At 63.7% G+C, this 22326-nt stretch carries 14 protein-coding genes; 4 read left to right on the top strand and 10 right to left on the bottom strand.

Going from position 1 to position 22326, the window contains the following annotated elements:
- Position 1: 1 nt before the first annotated feature.
- Complete coding sequence (locus tag BW11_RS10340; RefSeq protein ID WP_181162596.1) at positions 2 to 1591, bottom strand: extracellular solute-binding protein; 1590 nt, start codon at positions 1589 to 1591, stop codon at positions 2 to 4.
- Between the two features lie 458 nt (positions 1592 to 2049).
- Between BW11_RS10340 and BW11_RS10335 the strand changes: the two genes are divergently transcribed.
- Positions 2050 to 3099, top strand: a complete 1050-nt coding sequence (locus BW11_RS10335; RefSeq protein WP_140445664.1) for a LacI family DNA-binding transcriptional regulator — start codon at positions 2050 to 2052, stop codon at positions 3097 to 3099.
- Between the two features lie 11 nt (positions 3100 to 3110).
- Here BW11_RS10335 and BW11_RS10330 read toward each other — a convergent pair whose 3' ends face one another.
- Positions 3111 to 4001, bottom strand: coding sequence for a DUF4143 domain-containing protein (locus BW11_RS10330; protein ID WP_140445665.1), 891 nt, complete (start codon positions 3999 to 4001; stop codon positions 3111 to 3113).
- Positions 4002 to 4488: 487 nt separating this feature from the next.
- On the opposite strand from BW11_RS10330, the gene BW11_RS10325 reads away from it, so the two are divergent.
- Positions 4489 to 5577: a Fic family protein gene (locus tag BW11_RS10325; protein ID WP_140445666.1), complete on the top strand. Its 1089-nt coding sequence runs from the start codon at positions 4489 to 4491 to the stop codon at positions 5575 to 5577.
- Between the two features lie 223 nt (positions 5578 to 5800).
- Here the strand turns inward: BW11_RS10325 and BW11_RS10320 are convergent, their stop codons facing one another.
- Positions 5801 to 6307 (bottom strand): hypothetical protein, encoded by a 507-nt coding sequence (locus tag BW11_RS10320; RefSeq protein ID WP_140445667.1) that lies wholly within the window; start codon positions 6305 to 6307, stop codon positions 5801 to 5803.
- A gap of 199 nt (positions 6308 to 6506) precedes the next feature.
- On the opposite strand from BW11_RS10320, the gene BW11_RS10315 reads away from it, so the two are divergent.
- On the top strand, positions 6507 to 8012 hold the full coding sequence (locus BW11_RS10315; protein WP_181162597.1) for an alpha-L-fucosidase: 1506 nt from the start codon (positions 6507 to 6509) through the stop codon (positions 8010 to 8012).
- A 665-nt stretch (positions 8013 to 8677) separates the two neighbouring features.
- Here BW11_RS10315 and BW11_RS10310 read toward each other — a convergent pair.
- Positions 8678 to 10804 (bottom strand): beta-galactosidase, encoded by a 2127-nt coding sequence (locus tag BW11_RS10310; RefSeq protein ID WP_140445668.1) that lies wholly within the window; start codon positions 10802 to 10804, stop codon positions 8678 to 8680.
- 246 nt (positions 10805 to 11050) lie between these two features.
- Here BW11_RS10310 and BW11_RS10305 point away from each other — a divergent pair, with 246 nt between their 5' ends.
- The gene (locus BW11_RS10305; protein ID WP_140445669.1) at positions 11051 to 11296 is read left to right on the top strand and encodes a hypothetical protein; all 246 of its coding nucleotides are present in this window, start codon (positions 11051 to 11053) and stop codon (positions 11294 to 11296) included.
- Here the strand turns inward: BW11_RS10305 and BW11_RS10300 are convergent.
- From BW11_RS10300 to metG, 6 genes are all read right to left on the bottom strand, one after another.
- Entirely contained in the window at positions 11260 to 12369 is a 1110-nt protein-coding gene (locus BW11_RS10300) for a LacI family DNA-binding transcriptional regulator (RefSeq protein ID WP_140445670.1), read from the bottom strand. The genes BW11_RS10305 and BW11_RS10300 overlap by 37 nt on opposite strands.
- Positions 12370 to 12379: 10 nt before the next feature.
- On the bottom strand, positions 12380 to 13228 hold the full coding sequence (locus BW11_RS10295) for a hypothetical protein (RefSeq protein WP_140445671.1): 849 nt from the start codon (positions 13226 to 13228) through the stop codon (positions 12380 to 12382).
- Positions 13229 to 13261: 33 nt separating this feature from the next.
- Entirely contained in the window at positions 13262 to 15493 is a 2232-nt protein-coding gene (locus BW11_RS10290; RefSeq protein WP_140445672.1) for a glycoside hydrolase family 127 protein, read from the bottom strand.
- A 326-nt stretch (positions 15494 to 15819) separates the two neighbouring features.
- The gene (locus BW11_RS10285; protein ID WP_140445673.1) at positions 15820 to 17607 is read right to left on the bottom strand and encodes an ABC transporter ATP-binding protein; all 1788 of its coding nucleotides are present in this window, start codon (positions 17605 to 17607) and stop codon (positions 15820 to 15822) included.
- A gap of 17 nt (positions 17608 to 17624) precedes the next feature.
- On the bottom strand, positions 17625 to 19484 hold the full coding sequence (locus BW11_RS10280) for an ABC transporter ATP-binding protein (RefSeq protein ID WP_181162599.1): 1860 nt from the start codon (positions 19482 to 19484) through the stop codon (positions 17625 to 17627).
- Between the two features lie 843 nt (positions 19485 to 20327).
- Entirely contained in the window at positions 20328 to 22226 is a 1899-nt protein-coding gene (metG, locus tag BW11_RS10275; RefSeq protein ID WP_140445674.1) for a methionine--tRNA ligase, read from the bottom strand.
- Positions 22227 to 22326: the final 100 nt, after the last annotated feature.

Here is a 22326-nt window from a genome sequence, read left to right as displayed (position 1 = left end):
GTCACTTCTTCTTGGCCTCGTCGTACCACTTCTGCCACAGCTGGGTATCCTGGTCGAGGTTCAGGCCCTTCAGGCCGTCGGAGTAGGACTTCCAGGCGGAGTCGCTCGGGCCGCCGTCCTGGATCCACTTGGCGACCTGCACGAGCGCGGCGTTCATGATGTTGGCGCGGTCGTTGGAGAGCGTGGTGGCGTCGGCGTCGCTCGGCACGATGGAGAGCGGGAAGTAGTCATCATCACCGACGTTCTTGAGCTGCTCCTCGTAGACCTTGTCGGCCGCGAGCAGATCCTCGGCGGCGGTGTCGCCCTTGATGGTGACGGAATCCGGGATCCAGCCGGCGAGACGATCCTGGAACATCGGGGCCTTGTCGTTGGCACCGAGCTCGAAGACCTTCTGGTTGACCGTGTAGGTGTCGTTGCCGTCGTCGCTGATCCAGTCGCCGATCTGGCCGTACCGCTGCACGATGGAGAACTTCTTGCTGTACAGGGTGTCGATCAGCTTGTAGATGGCGTCCTTGTTCTGGGCGTTCTTGGAGACGGCCAGACCATAGTCGTCGATGGCGCCAGCTTCCTGCGAGCGGTCGGCGACGGCGGTCACACCGGGCTCGGACGCAGGCCACGGGATGGCCTCGTACTGGTCCGCGACGTCACCGAACGAGGAGGGCAGGTTGGTGATGGCAAGGCCGACGGTGGCGGTCTTGCCATCGGAGGAGCCGGTCAGCGAGGCGTAGTACTTGGAGGAGTCCTGGGTCAGGGAGTCCTTCGGACTGTAGCCCTTCTCGATCATCGTGTGGAGGAATTCGATGACCTGGCGGTACTCATCGGAGGTCAGGTAGTCCTTGACCTTGCCGTCCTTGACGTAGAAGCCGGAACCGGAGGGCGCGGAGCCGTTTAACTGGGTGACGATGCCGGTGGAGTTGAGGAACAGGAACGGGCTCCACCAGCCGATGCCGGTCATGTCAAGGTTACGCATCGCGTACGGGATCTCGTCCTTCTGTCCGTTGCCGTTCGGATCGTCGTTCTTGAAGGCGTCCATCACCTTGAACAGCTCGTCCCAGGTCTGCGGCACCTGCAGGCCCAGCTTGTCGAGCCACGCCTTGTTGATGAACAGGTGCTGGCCGGAGGCCTTGTAGATCTTGCCCTGGTAGCGCGGCAGCGAGTAGATCTTGCCGTCGGGGGTGGTGACGATGCCCTCGGCGTCCGGCTGCTCCTCGAAGAACGCCTTGACGTTCGGCATCTTGTCGAGATGCGGCTTCAGATCCTCGAAGAACGGGTACTTCTGGGCGTCGCGCGGGTGGTACATGCGGATGGAGACGTCCGCCGGGTTGCCGGCGGTCAGGGTCGCGGACTTCTGCTGGGCGCCCTGGGCGTCGGAGATCTGAGTCCACTTGATGGTGCAGTCGCAGGCGGCCTCCAGATCCTTGGTCCACGGCATCTTGGTCACGTCCTGATTGGAGCCGTTGTTGTACGCCACATTGATGATCGGCTTGCCGTTCTCGTCGACCTGCGCCTTGTTGCTGTCGGAACCGCAGCCGGCAAGCACCATGGACAGCGCACCGACGGCGGCGACGGCGGCGACCAGTTTCTTAGTCACACCCTTGTTCGACATCCTGAGTCCTTTCTCGTGTGCGCCCGCGCGCACTGTTAAGCGATGAAGCTGCCGGCGAAGGCAGGAAGGAGAGGTATGTCCTCGCCGGCAGGGTTATCGGTTCACCTCTTCGTGGGGGTTAACGATAACTATGATAAAGCCGCCACACCCCTCACGCAAGGCCGTCGAGGCCGGCAGCGCTTCACAGTACTGCTAATATCGCTAAAAGCGATGTAATTCCAGCGTTTTAGCGATATTTTTTGCGCTAAGATTTTCTTGCACCGGCGTGTCGCGACGCCCAATGTCCGCATTGCGCATACGACATCGCAAGCAAAGCGCCACGCCCACGTCTGCCATACATGCAAACATCTAACTCTCGAATATAATTAACGATAAGCAATAGTGAACGGTAACCCGGCGCCGAGTTACCGTGTATGCTCGTCAAGCAGCATCAAAGGAGCCCCATGAAGAAATCAGCCGTAACGCTCAAGGACATCGCCGCCTCCGCAGGCGTCTCGGCCATGACCGCGTCAAAGGCGATGCGCAACGCCCCCGGCGTCAGCGAGGCCACACGCGAGCGCGTGATCGCCATCGCCAAGGAGATGGGCTACACCGCCAACGCGTCGGCCAGCATGCTCAAGTCGGGCCGAAGCGGGATCATCCAGATCATCGTCAACGAATACGACGTCCCGTTCTACTCGAAGCTCATCGACGCGCTGTCCAACGCGGTCGTCTCGCACGGCATGGTGCCGTTCCTCCAGCAGACCAAGTACCTGCCGGAAAGCGCGGCCACGGCCCTGTCGAACTCGCTGTTCTCCGGCACGCTGGCCGACGGCGTCATCATCCACGCCTCCGGCCTGACCGGCGAGCTCGTCGACTCGATCAAGCACGGGCGGCCGGCGCTGTTCATCGACACCGTCGAAAGGAAGATGCTGGTCTCCAGCGTCATGTTCCCCAACGAGTCCGGCGCGCGGGCGGCGATCCAGCACCTCGCGTCGCGCGGCTGCACGCACATCGGCATCGTCGGCCCGCCGTTCATGGACAACGACGACCTGCTCACCACGCTCACCCCGCGCAAGCTGCGCCTGCTTGGCGCGAAGTCGGCGCTGATCAACCTGGGACTGCCGTACGACGAGTCGATCGTCATCCCGCTCAAGGGCATGAACGAGGAGTACGCCCGCGAGACCATCAGCTCGCGCGGCCGCGACGGGCTGCCGTTCGACGGCCTGTTCTGCCTCAACGACTCGACGGCCATCGGCACCATCCGCGGACTCGCCGACGTGGGCCTGCGCGTGCCGGAGGACGTCAAGGTCATCGGCTTCGACGGCGTGGGCGTCGGCGCGTTCACCGTACCCTCGGTCTCCACGATCAGCGTGGACATGGATCAGCTCGCCGCGCTCGCCGTGATGAACCTGCGACAGCAGATCGACGCAGACGACGACGATCGCCCCACGCCCACCACCACGACCGTCGGATTCACCCTCATCGAACGCGAATCCACCGCCGTGCGGTGAGCGAGGCACCGTCACAGCAATCCCGCCATATACAACGGCAGATAGCGCCTGTCACCTCTGACTTCCAATGGCTTTGGGTGGAGCACGTACTCCAGCCCCACACGCCCGGAAAACCGTTCCTTGAACTTGTCAAGGGACGACGTACGGTATCGGTTGCTCGATTTGACCTCAATCGGACTGACGCGCGGCTTCATCGCCGCATTCGGGTAACGGGAAACGATCAGGAAGTCGATTTCCATGGTCCTCGAGGCGTCATCACGGTCATTGCGAGAATAGAAGTACAGGGCATGTCCACTGGAATGAAGGAGCTGCGCCACGACGTTCTCGGTCAGCATTCCCTCGTTGATGGAGATTTTCCCCAACAGGACATCCCGATAGATGTCATCCTCGGTGACGTTCGAATCGGCGAGCGCCTGAGTGACCAGCAGCCCGGTATCCACCATGTAGCATTTGATCGTCGCCCGATCCGCATAGGCGCTCAAGCCTACAGTCGGATCAGTCGAGTTGACGCAATCATTGACGACACACGCATCGGCAAGCCAGAAGAACGCCTCATCGTATTCACGCATCCGCGCGTTAGGCTCCAACGACGACACACGGTATTTCTTCTCATGCTGCGACAGCTGCGAAACCAGCCCATCAAACAACAGCGTGACACGACGTCGGGCCGAACCGGCATGCTTGGCGATATCGTCGCGATATAGCTTCAGAATGTCCCGTTTGACTTCATCCACTCGGTGAAAGTCACGAGTACGGATATACGTCTCGACCGCCTGGGGCATGCCTCCAACAAGCATGTATTCCCGGAACAAACGCATCGCCTTGCGATGCAGGGAATCCGGCAGCGGCCGCAGCCGCGCATACGAATCCGCGATCGCACGGGACAATGGCTCCTCACCCATCGCCCAAAGGAACTCAACGGTTACAGTCTAGTCTAAAATCACAAAATCAACAGTTACAAAGACCTCGATACTCACAAAATCAACGGTCAGCGTGCGGAGAGACCTCTTCGAACCACACTTGGCACCATGACCATCGAGGTTCTGCATCGCCCGCGGTAAGTCGCACGCTCCGGCATCCCGGCATCCCGGCGTCCGTTAGCCGATAGAGCAACCGAACTCCTCGCGGGCATCGGACGCGATTCGCGTTGTTAGGGTCCGTTTCTCGCCGGAAATCGCCCTCTATTATCAGGGATCAGACGCCCAGCGCACGGTCAGTGTCCGATTCCCGCAAGAAGTTGACCTTCCCCAGCGGGATACGGTGGGATACGGACGGGATCAGTCTTGTCCTTCTCGATTTTCGCCCCCCTGTTTTCTGCATCATTTTGGTATCATATGATGCAGAAAACATGATGCAGATAAAGCCGATGATGCAGAAGGAAGGCGCCGCATGCGGGACTTCGATTACATCGCCTCGGCGGGCGGGCTGCTCACCACACGCACGACGAGCCTACTCACCGCCATCCACGAGGAACGAGGACGGCAGAACGCCAGAACCGGCATCCGGCCGGACGTACTCACCACGCTGACGAACATCGCGCGCATTCAAAGCACCGACGCCTCGAATCGCATCGAGGGCATCGCGACCAGTGACAAACGACTCAACGCATTGGTCGCCGAAAAGGCCACCCCGCGCAATCGCGCCGAAGAGGAGATCGCCGGATATCGCGACGTGCTCGCCATCATCCACGAAAGCCACGATTACATCCCGCCCACGCCCAACGTCATACTCCAACTGCATCGGGATCTGTTCCGCCACACGCCGCTGACCTTCGGCGGACGCTTCAAGGACAGCGACAACGTCATCATCGAGCGGGACACCGACAGCAATCGGCGCGTACGTTTCGCCCCGCCATCGGCACTGGCCACGCCGGAACTGGTGGGGCGCATCTGCAACGCATACGCGGAGGCGATTCAGGATGGGCATACCGATCCTCTGCTCACCATCGCCATGTTCACACTCGACTTCACCTGCATCCACCCATTCAACGACGGCAACGGGCGCATGAGTCGACTGCTGACACTGCTGCTGCTCTACCGCAACGACTACCAAGTGGGCAAATACGTGAGCATCGAACATCTCATCGAAGGCAGCAAGGACACCTACTACGACGCCCTGGCGGCGAGCACCGTCGGATGGAACGAGGGAGAGAACGACTACGAGCCGTTCACGAACTACCTGCTCGGCATGATCCTCACCGCGTACAGGGACTTCGACGACCGCATCGGATACGTAGTCGGAGAGACAGGCCCGAGCGGTGACGGCACCGTGACGACCCGCGAACGGGCGACCAAAGCGCAGCGCATCGCCTCTCTGTTCAACGACACACTTGTGCCGATATCCAAGGCCGACGTCCACGCCAAGCTGCCGGACATCAGCCTGACCACCATCGAACGCGCACTCAAGACGTTGCAGAACGACGGCACCATCCGCAAGATCGGTTCCGGACGCGCCACGCGTTACGTCCGCATCCGCTGAGCGGCAGCATCCGTACGTCGTGGACGATGGCGCATACCAACGCAAGAGTTCCTTGAGCTGCCCGTCCCTGTCGCGCCTCCTGTTCGCCTTGTCCGCCTGACTCGCGGGGGACTCAGCGTGAAAAACGTGGGGATTCGTGTTGAGTCCCACAGATTCGCGGGACTCAACGCCGGAATCGGCCTTGACCGCGCTGAGTCCCCCGCGGGCCGCTGAGACGGAGGACTCAATCCCATTTCCGTAGCGTCGGCTGCTTGCCCGGATAACGATCGCCGAAATACGCGACATAGGCGTTCTCAAGCTCCTCGATGAACACCACATCCCGCTCGCCGGTCTTGCCCGCCGCTACGGCTTTGTCGTATGCAGCCTGCAACCGGGCCCTTGCCGGGGTGTTCGGAGCCGGATGCAATGAATCGCCATCCAACAACAAGGAAGCCTCTATTTTCATATAGCCCATCCTGCTGAGGATGCCGGCCTGACCTGTGGAGTCCTCCTCTTCCTCCTCGACGTTCTGCTGTTCGACGGACCGATCGGCCTCCTCGGTCTGGCTCGCTGCCTGCTCGGCCTGAACGGCTTCATTCAGACTGGTCCGCAATCGGGCGATATCATCGCGCAGCGTCTGCTCGTCGGCACGCGACCGCCCCGGCAGCACCAGATCCTCCGAGCACTCGGCCGGCTTGGTCAATCCGCCGATATGGTATCGGGCGAGATCCGGCTCCTCGACCGGCGTCATATCGAATGGAACCTGTCCTGAATCACGCACCATCGCCCCCACTTCCCTGTGTATTCCCAGTGTCCCGCAAACGGCGACGCACCACAACCTCACGCCGCCTCATGTCGTCGTGTAGTGTGCCCGGCCGTCGTATCGTGGACAGCGTACCGACGTACGACGCGTGCGGAAGGCCGCACGGCACAGTGAAAGGAACGGGACGATGGAGACCGATGAGGATATGCGACGCGATCTCGCGGCGATCGACGAGGTGATCGAACGAGGGCGGTTCAAACCGGATTGGGAGTCGCTGCAGCAGCATCGCACGCCGCGATGGTTCGAGGAGGCCAAGTTCGGCATCTTCATCCACTGGGGCGTGTACTCGGTGCCGGCGTTCGGCAGCGAATGGTACTCGCGCAACATGTACGTCCAGGGATCGCCCGAATTCGAGCATCACGTGAAGACCTATGGTCCGCAGAAGGACTTCGGATACAAGGACTTCATCCCCATGTTCAAGGCCGAACGATTCGATCCGGACGCGTGGGCGGACCTGTTCGCGCACGCCGGAGCCCGGTACGTCGTGCCCGTCGCCGAGCATCACGACGGATTCCAGATGTACGCCAGTCGCCTGTCGCACTGGAACGCGGCCGAGATGGGGCCGAAGCGCGACGTGCTCGGCGAGCTGACCAAGGCGTTCCACCGCCGCGGGCTCGTCAACGGCGCCTCCTCGCATCGCGTCGAGCACTGGTTCTTCATGGGGCACGGCAAGGATTTCGACAGCGACATCCACGAGCCGCTCAAACGCGGCGACTTCTACTGGCCGGCCATGCCCGAACCGGATCACTGGGACCAGCACAGCAAGCCCGAGCCCACCCACGAGTACCTCGATGACTGGCTGCTGCGTTGCTGCGAGATCGTGGACCGCTACCGCCCGAAGGTGCTGTACTTCGACTGGTGGATCCTGCATGAGGCGGTCCAGCCGTATCTCAGGCGATTCGTCGCCTACTACTACGACCGCGCCGACGAATGGGGCGAGGAGGTCACGGTCTGCTACAAGCAGGATTCGATGATGTTCGGCACCGCCGTGCCGGACGTCGAACGAGGCCAGCTCGCCGAGGCCAAGCCGTACCACTGGCAGACGGACACGGCGATCGCACTGAACTCGTGGGGCTACACCGAGAACAACCGCTACCGTCCGGCCGGCGAGATCCTGCAGGACATGGTCGACATCATCAGCAAGAACGGCAATCTGCTGCTCAACGTCGGCCCGAAGCCGGACGGCACGATCGGCGACGAGGATCGCGCGGTGCTGACCGCGATCGGCGACTGGCTCAAGGCCAACGGCGAGGCGATCTACGGGTCGAAGCCGTGGAAGCGCTTCGGCGAAGGCCCCACGCAGATCGTCGAAGGCCAGTTCACGGACGGCACGAAGAAGGGTTTCACCTCGCGCGACGTACGCTACACGGTCAACGGCGGCAACCTGTACGCCATCGTCATGCGCCCGTCGGACGACGGCGTGTACCGGTTCGAACGGCTCAGGAAGGGCGATGCCGCACACAACGCGGACTTCCACGGCTTCATCAGCCGCATCGACCTGCTGGGCGGGCCGACCGATGGCGATGGCGAGGGCGAGGGCCTGAAGTGGACGCGTGACGAGCACGCGCTCGAGGTCCACGCGCCTGCCGTCCCGGGCGACGCCCCGATCACCTTCCGCATCGTCATCGGCTAACGACCGACTTCAACTATCCGCTCGCTAAACAAATCAGACCTGAGTGTCTAGCCCCGGTCTAGGCACATTGCGTCCGATCCTATAGGATCCACTACGAGAACCCCCATTTCTCGTTCCATTACGTTCGATCCCGTAGGATCCAACGTTATTGGGGGTTGCGAGGTTGCGAAAAACATCCGATCCCGTAGGATCCGATACGGTGATCGGGGCGGATCGGGGATGGCAGCGTGACGAGTCTGCCACTCAGCGCATGTCAATCGTTTGGTGTTCGCCGAGTGGCAGAAAACCGCGCCACTCAACGCGTTTTTGGTGATTTTTCGCGTTGAGTGGCAGACACATCGTCGGCAGGGACAGCCCTTGCAATATCGACTATCGCAGAATCGTTGGAAAATGGCCCTTTTGACAACATGTCAAAAAGACGGCAAGGCGGTGATGACGCATCGTCGTGCCACTCAACGCCAAAATCGCCGAAAATTGCGTTGAGTGGCACACAGCCGAGCAACACGGCTAAGGCGCACAGCCAGGCAACGCAATCGAGTCGGTCTGCGGCGGCGCAACCGAGTATCTAGACTCGGCTTCGCCATCGCCAGCTCCCCCGACAAGGAGGGAGCCGAGAGTGGGACAAACGAATTAACGGCGCGAGATGCTAGAGGTCGACCTCATCTTCACGACTCGGCGAGGATGAGGAGATCCCAGGGAGCCAGAGTGACCTGCGATCCGGCGGAATGGGCGTCTCCGGACAATACGTCCTCGCCGGATACGGGCAGGGTGAACGTCACCGGGTCGGCGGAGTAGTTGAGGAAGTAGTCGATGCGTTCGCCTGTGGCGTTGACGCCGCGGCGCACGTCAACCGTGCCGGCGAGCGCGCGTGGCCAGTCGTCGGCGCCGGTCAGTCCGGCAGCGTCGGCCGCCTCATCGATGAGGCCGCGCATGACCTCGGGCGAGGTCATCGTGCCGATGTATTCCGCCCAGCCGCCGTTGCCTCCGAACATGTGACGCGTGATCGCAGCGTAGTCGCCCCATGCGGGGTGACGGTAGCGCGCGAGGATCTCGGTGCCTGCGGACGCGTCTGCGGACACGGGCATGAGCAGTTCCATGAACACTTGGGATTCAGCGTCAGCGTCGACGTAAGAGGCTGCCGCCTGCGCGAAGTCGAGGCCCACGTTGTGCGGCGGAGTGAATTCGTTGTACCACATGCCGAACACGTCGGTCATGGCGTGCGGCTGGCGATCACACCGCACCTTCATCTGCGGGTCGGCGAAGAACGACTTGAACGAGGCGACCAGATGACCGCCGCCGTCGACGTACGCGCGCAGCGCCTCCAGCGCGGCATCGGACGCGCAGTACATGGCCGGGACCAGCACGAGGTCGTATTCGTTCAGCGCCCGTCCGCTGGAGGTGACGCCGCTCTCCCCCAGCCGGTCGCCGTCGATCACGTCGCATTCGATGTTGAGCTCGTAGAGCGCGTCGTACATCCATCGCACCACGTCGTTGTAATCGGTCTGGGATCCGCCGCGGCGGAATCCGCCTTCCAGCGAGAACTGCTCGAGCGCGGTGAGCGACCGATTGCTCACGATCACGGCCGCACGATTGCGCTTCGTCAGATGCAGCAGCCGATCGCCGTGCGCCTCGAGTTCGGCGCCGATCGCCGCGACGTCGCGATACGTGCGACCGGGCTCGAAATCGTGCGAGAGAATGCCCTTCCAGTACGTCTCCCACGAGTTGTGGATCGAATGCCAATGCCAGTACATGACCGAATCGGAGCCTGAGGCGAGGTTGCCGTACGCCTGCAATCGCAGCTGGCCGGGGTACGGCAGCCAGCCCATGTTGCCCTGCGCCTCGGTTTCGAGCGTCAGATAGTTGCGTCCGCCCTTGAGTCCGCGGGTCAGGTCGCCGGCGAACGCGATGCGCCGCCCGTCGAGCTCGTCCTGCGTCGGGAAGTACACGTCGGCGCCGGCGATGTCGAGCGCGCGGGCCGCCTCGAAGTGGTCGACGGCCGGCTGCACGCCGTACGATCCGCCCTTCCAGCCGAAGTCGAAGTTCTGGGTGACGAACTGGTCGTAGCGCGCGTATTCGCGTACGATCGACGCCTGCCAGGCAAGGTATTCGCTGACGAGCCCACGGCGGAACGCGTCGAACTCGCCGCGCATCGACCCGTTGATCGAGTTGGTCGGGTCGGGGAAGTCCTCCCACGCGTCGATGCGGTTCGACCAGTAGTCGAGTCCCCACGCGCGGTTGAGCGCGTCGAGATCGCCGTCGAACAGCTCGCGCACGTGACGCACGAACATCTGGCGCACGTTCGGCGAGACGACGTCGTAGTACTTGGTTTCGTTGTCGACCTGATAGCCGATGACGTTCGGGCGATCGGCGACGTGGGCGACGAGCCGGCGGATGATGCGCTCGCCGTAGTATCGGTACGTGGCGTTGGTGATGTCCATGATCTGGCGCGGACCGTAGCCGCGGTGGCCGTTCGGGGTGTCGGCGAGCACGGTGGGGTCGAGGCGGACGAGCCACGAAGGCACGGCGTAGGTGGGCGTGCCGATGATCACCTTGATGTCGGCGCGCTCGGTGGCGTCGAGCACGCGGTCGACGTGGTGGAAGTCGAATTCGCCCGGCTGCGGTTCCTCGGTGGACCAGGTCGATTCGGCGATGCGCACGACGTTGATGTGCGCGGCCTTCATCATCTCGATGTCCCTGTCGAGACGGTCGTAGGGCATGTATTCGTCGTAGTAGGCGCATCCGAACAGGATGCGATCGATGGATGCGGCGGACGCTGACGCGTTCTCGGACATATGTCTCTCGCTTTCGTTCCATCGCCGTTCGCCACGGGTCCCGACCATCCATGGATCCCAGTCATTGATATGTATACGAACAGCATTGTTATATGTACCGATACATATCGTAATTGAAGTCATAACCACATGCAACACGGCATTTCTTCACTATCTCTTTTGCTGATTGCGCAGTACAATATGTATCGTTACATACACCTAGGTCTCTGCAACGGCCACTGACGGCCGAAGCGGAAAGGGAACCTCATGACAGATGGACCGATCGCCCCGCACGCGCCGTCGGCCCCGGCACCGACTCCGCACGCTGGCAGCCTCGTCGTGACCGTGCCGGAGGGTGTGCGCGCGATCCTCGATCCCGGCCTTGGCGAGCTTGATGGCGGCACCGTCGATGAGGATACGCATGAGGCCGTCACCGCCGGAACCACACTGGAGACCGGCGAGCATCGCTTCTCGCTCTACACCTCCGTGGATTCGCGGGCGACGAGCGTGTAGCCTACGGTGACGCGTTCCGGGGGCGCGGCGGGCGTGGACGAATCGCCGCGTTCCTCGATACGGCGGGCGATCATGTCGAGGGCGAACCGGGAGAGCTGGTCGAAATCGACCTGGATGGTGCTCAGGGTCGGCACGCAGTACGCGCCGGCCGTGACGCCGTCGAAGCCGATGACCTTCACGTCGTCAGGCACGCGCACCCCGCGATCGGCGAGACCGCGCAGCACGCCGAACGCCGCATAGTCGGTGGCCGCGAACACGCCGTCGAACACCTGAGATGAGTCGGACGAATCGGACGCATCGGCGATGGCGTGGCCCGCCTCGATGCCGGTCGCGGCGTTGTAGGCGGTGAACACTGTCGTCTCGTCGCATGGCAGTCCGGCGTCGAGCAGCGCGGCGCCGGCTCCGCGCAGTCGCAGCTGCTGCGGATCCTCGGCATGCGTCAGATCCGCGCGAGACAGGTACCCGCATCCCACGGCGATGGCGATGCGCCGGCATCCGCGATCGATCAAATGGCGTATGGCGGCGCGCGCACCGTCCTCGTTGGGGAAGTTCACCGAGTCGACGCTGGGCGTCTCCTCGCAGCCCTCGATGAGCACGATCGGACGACCGTGATGCGATGCGCCTGCACCGAGTCCCGTCGATTCGAGCCCGGGCGCGTCCAGGCCTGCCGCGTTGATGATCTCCCCGTCGAACAGCTGCCCGGAGAACGGGTTGGAGGCGAGTGCCCGCTGTCCCTCGGCCGGCGAATAGTGCGTCTGTTCGACGAACGGCGTGAGCCCGCGTTCGGCGGTCGCGACGGTCAGCGACTGCACGAATTTCGAGTAGAACGGCGCGTCGAACGCGTTGACGATGATGTGGATGATGTTGCTGCGCCCCGATTTGAGCATGCTCGCCGTCAGGTTGATGCGGTAGCCGAGTCTCTCGGCGGTGGCGAGCACCTTGGTCCGGGTCGATTCCCTGACGCCGGGCTTGCCGTGCAGTGCGTTCGACGCGGTCATCGGGGAGACGCCGGCCGCCGCCGCCACGTCCCGCAGCGTCGTCCTGCCGCCAGTGACCCTTCCCTTGTTGCTCATGTGCAGCCCGTCACTCGAAACGGAGGTAGGTGACGAAGTCGCGGGCGCGGGAGGCGTGGGTGGCGTCGACCACGTTGGAGAAGCCGATGACGGCGTCGTCGGGCAAGCCCTTGACGCCTGCGACACCAGCACCGGACCATGTGGCGGACTTGGACAAGGCAAGGCCGTACGCCTTGCCGGCCGCGGCGGCGTCATCCGAAGAGGACGCACCCGCGATCGGCTCGCCCTTCTTGTCGACCAGCGCGCCGGCGTCGGCCAGCTTGCCGAGCGCGGCATCGCCCTTCTCGACGTCGGAGACCTTGCCGATCAGCCCGCGATGCACGAGTTCGGCGAACGTGGCCTTGTCGGCGATGATCATGTTGACGTCGCCGGCGGAGACCATCGTCATGAGTTTCGAGGAGTCGTCCGTGTACGAGTTGGTCGAGCCGTTCGACGAGCCGGTCGGAGAGGCGGTGCCCGAACCGCCCTGCACCGCGAGCGTGAACGACCCGTCGATGTCGATCAGACGGTCGTCGTCGATCTTCTCCGCCTTGACGAATCCGGTCCTGAGCTCGTCCAGCTGGGCGGAGTACTCCCCCATGCCGATGCCGGCGACAGACAGTTCCGTCTGCGGCGGCCTAGTGAGCCACGTGACCGCCAGCGAGACGACGAATGCGATCGCCACCACCACCGCGATCGTGCCGACGAGGAAATGCTGCACGAAGAACGGCCACTTGTCGGCGGCCGGCAGTTCACGCAACGTCGTCCACTTCGACTGCTTCACATAGGTGTTCTCGGCGGCGAGCGCCGCGATCGAGCTTTGCTGCTCGTCGCTCAGCGCTCCGCCGCCGTTCGTCTGACTCTGCTGATCATCGGTCATACGGGTCAGTCTAGTCGGAATGGAGTCGAGCGATCAGTCGTGCAGGAAGACGGTCATCTCGTTTTCGCCGCGGTTGGCCCATGCGAAGTACGGGATGAGGGTCGCGGTGACGGACTCGCGTTCGGCCGGCGCGTACTGCGCGTACAGCGGGGAGAACGCGGGCGCGTCCGCGGAATCGCCCGCCGGAGCGTCGGCGACCGCCGCGGGCACGACCTCGCGCCATGCGGGCACTTCGAGCCTGACCATGTGACGGGTCACCTGATCGACCTCGCCCTGGCCCTGATCGTCGATGCCCTCGGCGCCGGACTGGAAGTCGAAGTCCTCGACCTTGATAGAGCCAGGATCGGCGAGGATCGCGTCCACGTCGGCGTGCAGCAGGTGCAGGTTCGCGCCGTTGTCGCGCTCCTCGGCGCAGAACGTGATCGGACCGCGCGTGAACGCGACCTTGCCCACGTCCTCGCGCACGAGCGGGTTGGCCTTGAGCATGCGCACCGGCATCAGGAAGTCGAAGGAGACGATGTCGCCGTCGCGCCATTCGCCGGTGAGGTACAGGTAGCCGTCGCGCACGTCGCGCGTGATGCGGGGCGATCCGTCGGCTTCGGGCGATTCGCCGGTCGCCGAGATCGCGGCGGCGGTCGCCTCCTGCGCGCCGGCCCAGCCGGGCAGACGGAAGGCGAGCGTGAATCGGCCGGACACGCCGTCCGAGTCCTCGCCGAGGTGCACGACCACCGAGCCGTCGCCGTGCCACGGCAGGTCGGCGTCGACGCTCAGCCGCACCGGCACTCCGCCGAGCTCGGCCTTCGCCTCACCGCCCATGTACAGGTGCGTGTACAGCGTGGACGCGTCGTCGGAGACCGTGTACGCATACTCCTGCACCGATTCGACGATGCGGGCGATGTTCGGCGGGCAGCAGGCGCAGCCGAACCACTTCTGGCGCACCGGCTTGACGTGGCCGAGTCTGCGATCCTTGTGGCAGGCGTACGGGTTGACCTCCAGCGGATTCACGTAGAAGAAGCTCTTGCCGTCGAGGGCCATGCCCGCGAGCGTGGTGTTGTACAGGGCAAGCTCCATCACGTCCGCGTACTCGGCCTTCGGGTCGAGTTCGAGCATGCGACGGGCGAAGAACGCGAGCGAGATCGCCGCGCAGGATTCGGAGTATGCGGAGTCGTTCGGCAGGTCGTAGTTGTAGGAGAACGCCTCGCCCTCGCGCGTGCCGCCGATGCCGCCGGTCACGTACAGCTTCTTGTCGACGATGTTGCGCCACAGGTTCTCGCACGCCTTGGCGAGCGTCGAGTCGTCGGTCATGCGCGCTACGGCCGCCATGCCGGAGTACAGGTATCCGGCGCGCACCGCGTGGCCGACCGCCTCGGTCTGCTCGCGCACCGGCTCGTGGGCCTGCGCGTACGGATAGTCGAACCGCCAGTCGGTGTCGGCGCTGCCGTCCTTCTTGTCGCGCTCGCCCTCGTAGCGGAAGTAGTTGGGCTCGGTGCCGCGCTCGTCGATGAAGAACTTCGCGAGGTCCAGGTACTTGCGATCGCCGGTGACTCCGGCGAGGCGGGCGAGCGCCATCTCGGCGATCTCGTGGCCCGGGTAGCCCTTGCACTGGCCCTCGTTCGGGCCGAAGTATTCGGCGGTGTAGTCGGCGAAGCGCTCGGCGGCCTTGAGCAGCTTGTCCTTGCCGGTGCCCTCGTAGTAGGCGATCGCGCCTTCGATGAGGTGGCCGAGGCAGTACAGCTCGTGGTGCCAGCGCAGGTTGTGGAACGCGCGGTCCATGCCGTTGAGGATGTAGTAGGTGTCGAGGTAGCCGTTGTCGAGCTGGGCGGCGCACACGATGTCGATCGCCTTGTCGGCGGTGGCCTCGAGTTCGGCGTCCGGGTGATGCGCGAGGCTGTAGCCGACCGCCTCCACCCACTTGGAGAAGTCGGTGTCCTGGAACACGAATCCGTAGAACTTGTCCGGATCGGGGCGGGCCGGGTCCTCCGGCTTGGACTCGAAACCGCGGTAGGAGTAGGCCGGCGGCACGAACTGCTTGCCTTCCGTGTCCTTGCGCGCGTTCTGCGCGGCCGCGGCCTTGAAGTTGTGCATGCAGTAGCTGGGGGCCGCGCCCGGCACGTTGTCGTTCAGGGCGTTCCACTGGAACGGCAGCACCGCCGTGCGCACGAGCTCCTGCTCGGCGTGCCAGAACGCGTCGGTGACGGTCACGTCCCTGAGCTTGAGCGGCGTGCTGTGGCGCACGGCTTCGGGCGTCGTTGCGGAATCGGTCATGTTCGTATGCTCCTTTGACATCCATGAAAATCGCATGTGCGTGGGGACCGCGCCGACCAGCGACCCCACGGCACGACGCCACAGGATCGCAGTAGGCGGATGCGGTTTGTTACCGCTCACATCATTTATGTTTAACGTTAACCTACTTTTATCCATGACACGCGGAGCGCGAACAACGGCGCCTGCCGCGGGACTCGGTGGGATCCAGTGGGACTCAACGCGCAAATCGCGGGAAGTCGCGCTGAGTCCCACGAATCCGCGGGACTCAACGCAAATACACACGAAATCGACGCTGAGTCCCTCGGATCCCCCGGATCCCGCGCACCCTACGCGCGAATCGCCGCGTACTGCGACTCGTAGAGGCGCCAGTACGCGCCGCGCGCGGCCAGCAGCTCGGCGTGCGAACCGTGCTCGACGATCCGGCCGTGGTCGATGTAGAAGATCTCGTCCGCGTTCTCGATCGTCGACAGACGGTGAGCGATGATGAACGACGTGCGCCCCTTGAGCAGGTGCCGCAGACCCGCCTGCAGCGCCTCCTCGGTACGCGTGTCGATGTTCGAGGTCGCCTCGTCGAGGATCAGGATGCGCGGGTCGGCGAGCAGCACGCGCGCGAACGCGATGAGCTGCCTCTGGCCGGCCGACAGCGTCGAACCGCGCTCCTCGACCACCGTGTCATAGCCGTCGGGCAGCTCCATGATGAACTCGTGCGCATGCACGGCGCGGGCCGCCGCCTCGATCTGTTCGTCCGTCGCGTCGAGCCGTCCGTAGCGGATGTTCTCGCGCACGTTGCCGGAGAAGATGAACGTATCCTGCAGCATCACGCCCATCTGCCGGCGCAGCGAGGCGAGCGTCACGTCGCGCACGTCGTGGCCGTCGATCTCGACCGATCCCTCGGACACGTCATAGAAGCGCGACAGCAGGCTCACGATCGTGGTCTTGCCGGCGCCGGTCGGACCGACGAGCGCGATCGTGCGCCCCGGCTCGACGTGGAAGTCGACCAGATTGAGGATGTTGCGCCCGCCCTCCTCGTAGCGGAAGACGACGTCGTTGAAGTCTACGCGGCCGGCGATCTGCGGCAGATCGCGCGCGCCCGGCCTGTCCTCGATCTCGGGGACCACGTCGAGCGTCTCGAAGATGCGCTCGAGGTACGCCGAGCAGGTGACCAGCTGGTTGTAGAAGTTGCCGATGTTGATGACCGGGTTCCAGAAGTTGTTCGCGTAGCCGACGAACGCGATCAGCATGCCGGTGGTCACGTCCACGCCTCCGAAGCCCGTGATGCCGACGAAGTAGATGAACGAGATCGTCATCACGGAGATCGTCTGCACGCCCGGCCACATGAGGAACTCGATGTGCTTGGCCGCCATCCACGCGGTACGCACGTCGTCCTGCTGCTGCTGGAACGTCATGAACTGGGTCTTCTCGCGCGCGAACGTCTGCGTGGTCTTGACGCCGGCGATCGACTCGTGGATGAACGCGTTCAGGTTGCTCTGCTTGTTCGACAGCTTCTGATACGCCTTGCGCTGGAAATGCTGCAGCACGCGCACCCACAGGATCAGCACCGGGAAGAGCACGAGGCTCCACAGCGCCAGCTGCCAGTCGATGACGAACATCACGATCAGCGTGACGAAGAACGTGAACACGTCGGCGAACACGCTGATCAGACCCGACGAGAGCGTGTCCGACAGGGTGTTCACGTAGTTGACCACGCGGATCAGGATCTTGCCGTGCGGACGCGAGTCGAAGTAGCTGAACGGCAGCGTCTGGATGTGCGTGAACAGATCGCGGCGCATGTCCTTCAACATCATCTGGCCGACGCGCGTGATCGACACGGTGCGATAACGCAGCGCCAGCTCGTAGAGCACGATCAGGCACGCCAGCGCGCCGGCGAGCAGCCCCAGCTTGGTCAGATCCTTGTTCGGGATCGCCTCGTCGATCATGATCTTGGTCAGGTACGGCACGCTCACGACGATGCAGCTCATCGAGATGACGACCGCCAGAATGCGCACCACACGCGGCAGATACGGTTTGAGATACTTGCCCACGCGCGCGATGTCGCGCAGGTTGATGGTTTCCTCGAGTTCCTCATCCTCGCGGAACGTATTACGTTGTGCCATGGTAACCTAAGTCCCTTTTAGAACCCCTGCGCGGCGCCGGACTGGGCGCCGAGCTGCTTCGAGTAGATGCTCCAGTAGCGCCCGTGCGCGGCCACGAGCTCGGCGTGCGTGCCGCGCTCGACGATCCGCCCGCGCTCGAGCACGAGAATCAGGTCGGAGTCCTTCACCGACGAGATGCGATGCGCGATGGTGACGATCGTCTTGTCGCCGTCCATCTCGCGCAGATGACGCTGGATCTCCGCCTCGGTCTCCATGTCGACGGCCGAGGTCGTGTCGTCCATGATGAGGATCGACGGATCGTCGGCCAGCGCACGCGCCAGACTCAGACGCTGCTTCTGGCCGCCGGACAGGCCGACGCCGCGCTCGCCCACGATCGTGCCGTAGCCGTCGGGCAGCGAGCGGATGAAGCCGTCGGCGCCGGCGATCTGCGCCATGCGACGGATGAACTCGTCGTCGGCACCGTCGCCGGATCCGGTGCGCGGGCGTCCGTCGCCGTCGTTTTCAAGGCGATTGGCGCCGAAGCCGATGTTGCCCCTGATCGTGTCGGAGAACAGGAACGTGTCCTGCGCGACGATGCACACCTGCGAGCGCAGCGTGGCCAGCGGCCAGTCGCGCGCGTCGACGCCGTCGATGAGCACACGGCCCGAGGTCGGGTCGTAGAAGCGCGAGATGAGGCTGACGAGCGTGGATTTGCCGGCGCCGGTCTCACCGAGGATGCCGAGCTTCGTGCCGGCGGGCACGTGGAAGTCGAGGTCGGCGAGGATCGGCGTGGCGGGATCGTCGGGGAAGGAGAAGGAGACGTGGTCGAAGCGGATGTCGCCCCTGATGTGCGCTGCGGGCGATGCGGCAGTCGCGTCGGCGACCGCCTGTTCGGCGTCGGGCTTCTCCACGATGCGTGACTTCTCGGTCAGCAGCCTCCTGATCTTGATGCAGCTGGCGTTGAATCGCTGCCAGTCGTTGATGAGCCATCCGGAGGCGCGCACCGGACCGTCGATCATCCACAGGAACGAGTTGAAGCTCACGAGGTTGCCGAGCGTCATGTACCCCTTGATGACGAGGAAACCGCCGAAGCCGAGCGTGATGAGCTGCAGCGAGAAGCCGAGGCCGTCGAGCCAGGGCATGTACCGGCGCGAGTTGTAGGCGAGCGCCATGTTGCGGCGCATGTAGTCGTCGTTGTGCTCGTCGAATCGTTTGGTCTCGTAGGGTTCGCGGACGAACGCCTTGACCACGCGGTTGCCTTCGATGTTCTCCTCGACCATCGAGTTCAACGCGGCCAGCGAGTTGCGGATCGCGAAGAACAGCGGGTGCGCGTGCGTCGACAGTCCGCGCGTGAGGATGAAGATGAACGGGGTGACGCAGGCGAGCGCGATCGCCAGTCGCCAGTCGATCGCGAACATCACGCACAGGGCGCCGATGAACATGACCACGCAGTCGGCGATCTGGTAGCTCACCCAGCTCAGGAAGTGGCGGATCGCGTCGGTGTCGGAGGTCAGGCGGCTCATGATGTCGCCGGTGCGCGTGTGGTTGAAGTAGGTAAAGTCGAGTTCGTGCAGCTTCTCGTACTCGTCGGAGACGAGGCGGTATACGGAGTTCTGGCCGAATCGCTCCATCCACATCTGGTAGCCGTATCGCGCGCCGACGCGGATGACGGTCATCGCGATCATCAGACCGCAGAACTTGAGCAGCTCGTCGGTGTGTCCGCCGACGATGACGCGGTCGACGATCAGACCGGAGATGATGGGGATGGTCAGGGCCATCGCGTTGTTCGCGATGAACAGCAGCAGCGCGCCGATGACGCGCGGCAGGTCGGGTTTGCAGTAGGGCAGGATCCAGCGGATGTTGCCGGCTTGTTGGTTGGTTCCCGGATCGACGTACATGGGGGAAGTCACCGTTTCTTCGGATTGTTTGCCTGTGGTTGGCACGGCGCTCTCCATCGCCGCGCGCGGCATTCGTTGCCGCCACGATTCACGACCACCCGCGTCCGGCATCGCCGACGGATTGACCCTCCGATCGCCGGCGCCCGACCGGTGCTCTCCTTCACCGGCTGGGCGTGCGGAACCTTACCGGCCCCGCACCCTCAAACGCATCGCGTTTCGCAAACGCATACCAGTCTAGACAGCCTTCCCCCGTTCGCAATCCGCGAACCTCCGCGTGTTTCGCCGACAAGGGACGCCACAAACGCAACCGGGATGCGCCCGAGGGGAGGTTTCGGGGTGTTCGTAACGGCACACGCCGGGCTTCCGGCGACATATGCATCTCCGCGAGGTTCCGATGCCTCTCCATCGCGCGGGCTGCGTACACATCGCGCGGTGACTTTCCCATGACGCGGTGAGCCGTTTTCTGCAAACCGCATGATTCCGCCGTTTTGCGTCACCGCGTCATGGGGATTTCACTACTTCATGTAAAAGTCACCGCGCGATGGCACCGACAACTGCGCCATGGGACACCACATCGGGGACACCACATCGGGGTGCCACATTACATCGCGCGGCAATCGGCCTCCGTTGCCGCGTACACGGGCAAACGGGCAAAAAGAAACCCGGCGGTGAGAAGCCGCCGGGTGAGAGAGAAGAGAGAAGAAGGGTTCAGTTATGGGGTCCGGAAGAACCTCGCCTGCGGTTCAACTTCATCCGCCGACAGTCTTTAGTTAACCGCCCGTTTCTTAGAGGAACGATGCGCGTTCCTGAAAGAACTCTCAACACTGTGTGACAGGTTTGTAACTACTTGTCCTCAGCCTTGTCCTCGGCCTTGTCTGCGGAATCCGCGAGCTCGGCCTTGGCCGCCGCGAGACGCTCGGCCTCGGCGGCGCGACGGGCGGCGAGCGCCTCGTCGAAGCGAGCCAGCTCCTCCTCGACGGCCTCCTTCGGGATCTTCGCGAAGATCGGCGTCGGCTTGGCGATGGGCGCGCCGACCTCGATCGGCTCGCTCTCCCACGGGTGGACGGTCTCGCCCATCACGTAGTCGCCGGTGATGATCGGGTAGTGGAAGCCCGGCTTGTCGAGATCCTCGACCTCCTCGAGACGCGGCAGCGGCGAGAACGTGCCCTTGCCGCCCAGGGCCTCCCACACCTTCTGCGCGGAGTGGGGCAGGAACGGGGCGAGCAGGTGGTTCGCGTCGGAGACGGCCTGCGCGGCCACGTGCAGCACGGTGGCCAGACGCTTGTCGTCGTCCTTGATCTTCCACGGCTCCTCGGCGGAGATGTACTTGTTGATGTCGCCGACGACGCGCATCGCCTCGAGGAGAGCGCCCTTCTGGTGATGGTTCTCGATGAAGCCGCCGACCGAGTCGAAGGCGCCGCGGGTCTCCGTCAGGAGCGCGCGGTCCTCGTCGGTCATCGAATCCTCGTCGAGCGCCGGGATCTGACCGAAGTTCTTGGCGATGAGGTTGGCGACGCGGTTGACCAGGTTGCCCCAGGAGGAGGCGAGCTCCTCGTTGTTGTGGCGCACGAACTCGGCCCACGTGAAGTCGGAGTCGGAGCTCTCCGGACCGGCGATGGAGATGTAGTAGCGCACCGCGTCCACCGGGTAGCGCGAGAGGATGTCCTTGACGTAGATGACGATGCCGCGCGAGGAGGAGAACTTCTTGCCCTCCATCGTCATGAACTCGGAGGCGACGACCTGCTCGGGCAGGTTCAGCGGGCCGAGCTCGCCGGTCTCGCCGCCCTTGGAGCCCTGGCCGTTGTAGGCCAGCATCTCGGAGGGCCAGATCTGGGAGTGGAACGTGATGTTGTCCTTGCCCATGAAGTAGTAGCCCGGGGTCTTCGGGTCGTTCCACCATGCGCGCCACGCCTCCGGGTCGCCCTTGCGGCGGGCCCATTCGATCGAGGCCGACAGGTAGCCGATCACGGCGTCGAACCACACGTACAGCTTCTTGTTCGGGTTGTCGATCCAGCCGGCGACCGGAACCGGGATGCCCCAGTCGATGTCACGCGTGATGGCGCGCGGCTTGACCTCCTTGAACAGGCCCTTGGAGAAGTTGATGACGTTGGTGCGCCAGCCCTCGCGGGTGTTGAGCCACGCGAGGTTCGCCTCGGCGAGCGCCGGCAGGTCGAGGAAGAAGTGCTCGGTCTCCTCGAAGCGCGGGGTTTCGCCGTTGATCTTGGAGACGGGGTTGATCAGCTCGTCCGGGTCGAGCTCGTTGCCGCAGGCGTCGCACTGGTCGCCGCGCGCGCCCTCGGTGTGGCAGATCGGGCATTCGCCCTCGATGTAGCGGTCGGGCAGGGTGCGGCCGGTCGACGGGGAGATCGCGACCTTCTGCGTGCCCTTGTAGATGTAGCCGTTCTTCAGGCACTGCTTGAACAGCTCCTGGACGACGTGTTCGTGGTTGCCCGTGGTGGTGCGGGTGAACAGGTCGTAGCTCAGGCCGAGATCGCACAGATCCTTGGCGATGACGCGATTGTAGCGGTTCGCCAGCTCCTGCGCGGTGACGCCCTCCTTCTCCGCCTCGACGAGGATCGGGGTGCCGTGCTCGTCCGTGCCGGAGACCATCAGCACGTCGTTGCCCTTCATGCGTTCGTAGCGCGCGTACACGTCCGACGGAACGCCGAAACCGGCCACGTGACCGATATGGCGGGGGCCGTTCGCGTACGGCCATGCAACATTGACCAAAATATGACTCATAAGGCTCGATACTAACCGCGGCTGTGGAAGTGTCCGACGGCGCATGTCCCGCATCTTCACGCCACACAGCCACGATCACCCGGCAAACGCAAAATGAAAA

The organism is Bifidobacterium sp. UTCIF-38 (assembly GCF_006454495.1).
GTDB classification, from domain to species: domain Bacteria; phylum Actinomycetota; class Actinomycetes; order Actinomycetales; family Bifidobacteriaceae; genus Bifidobacterium; species Bifidobacterium callitrichos.
The sequence above is the reverse complement of the archived record's forward strand: the minus strand, read 5'-3'. Positions and strand labels throughout refer to the sequence as shown.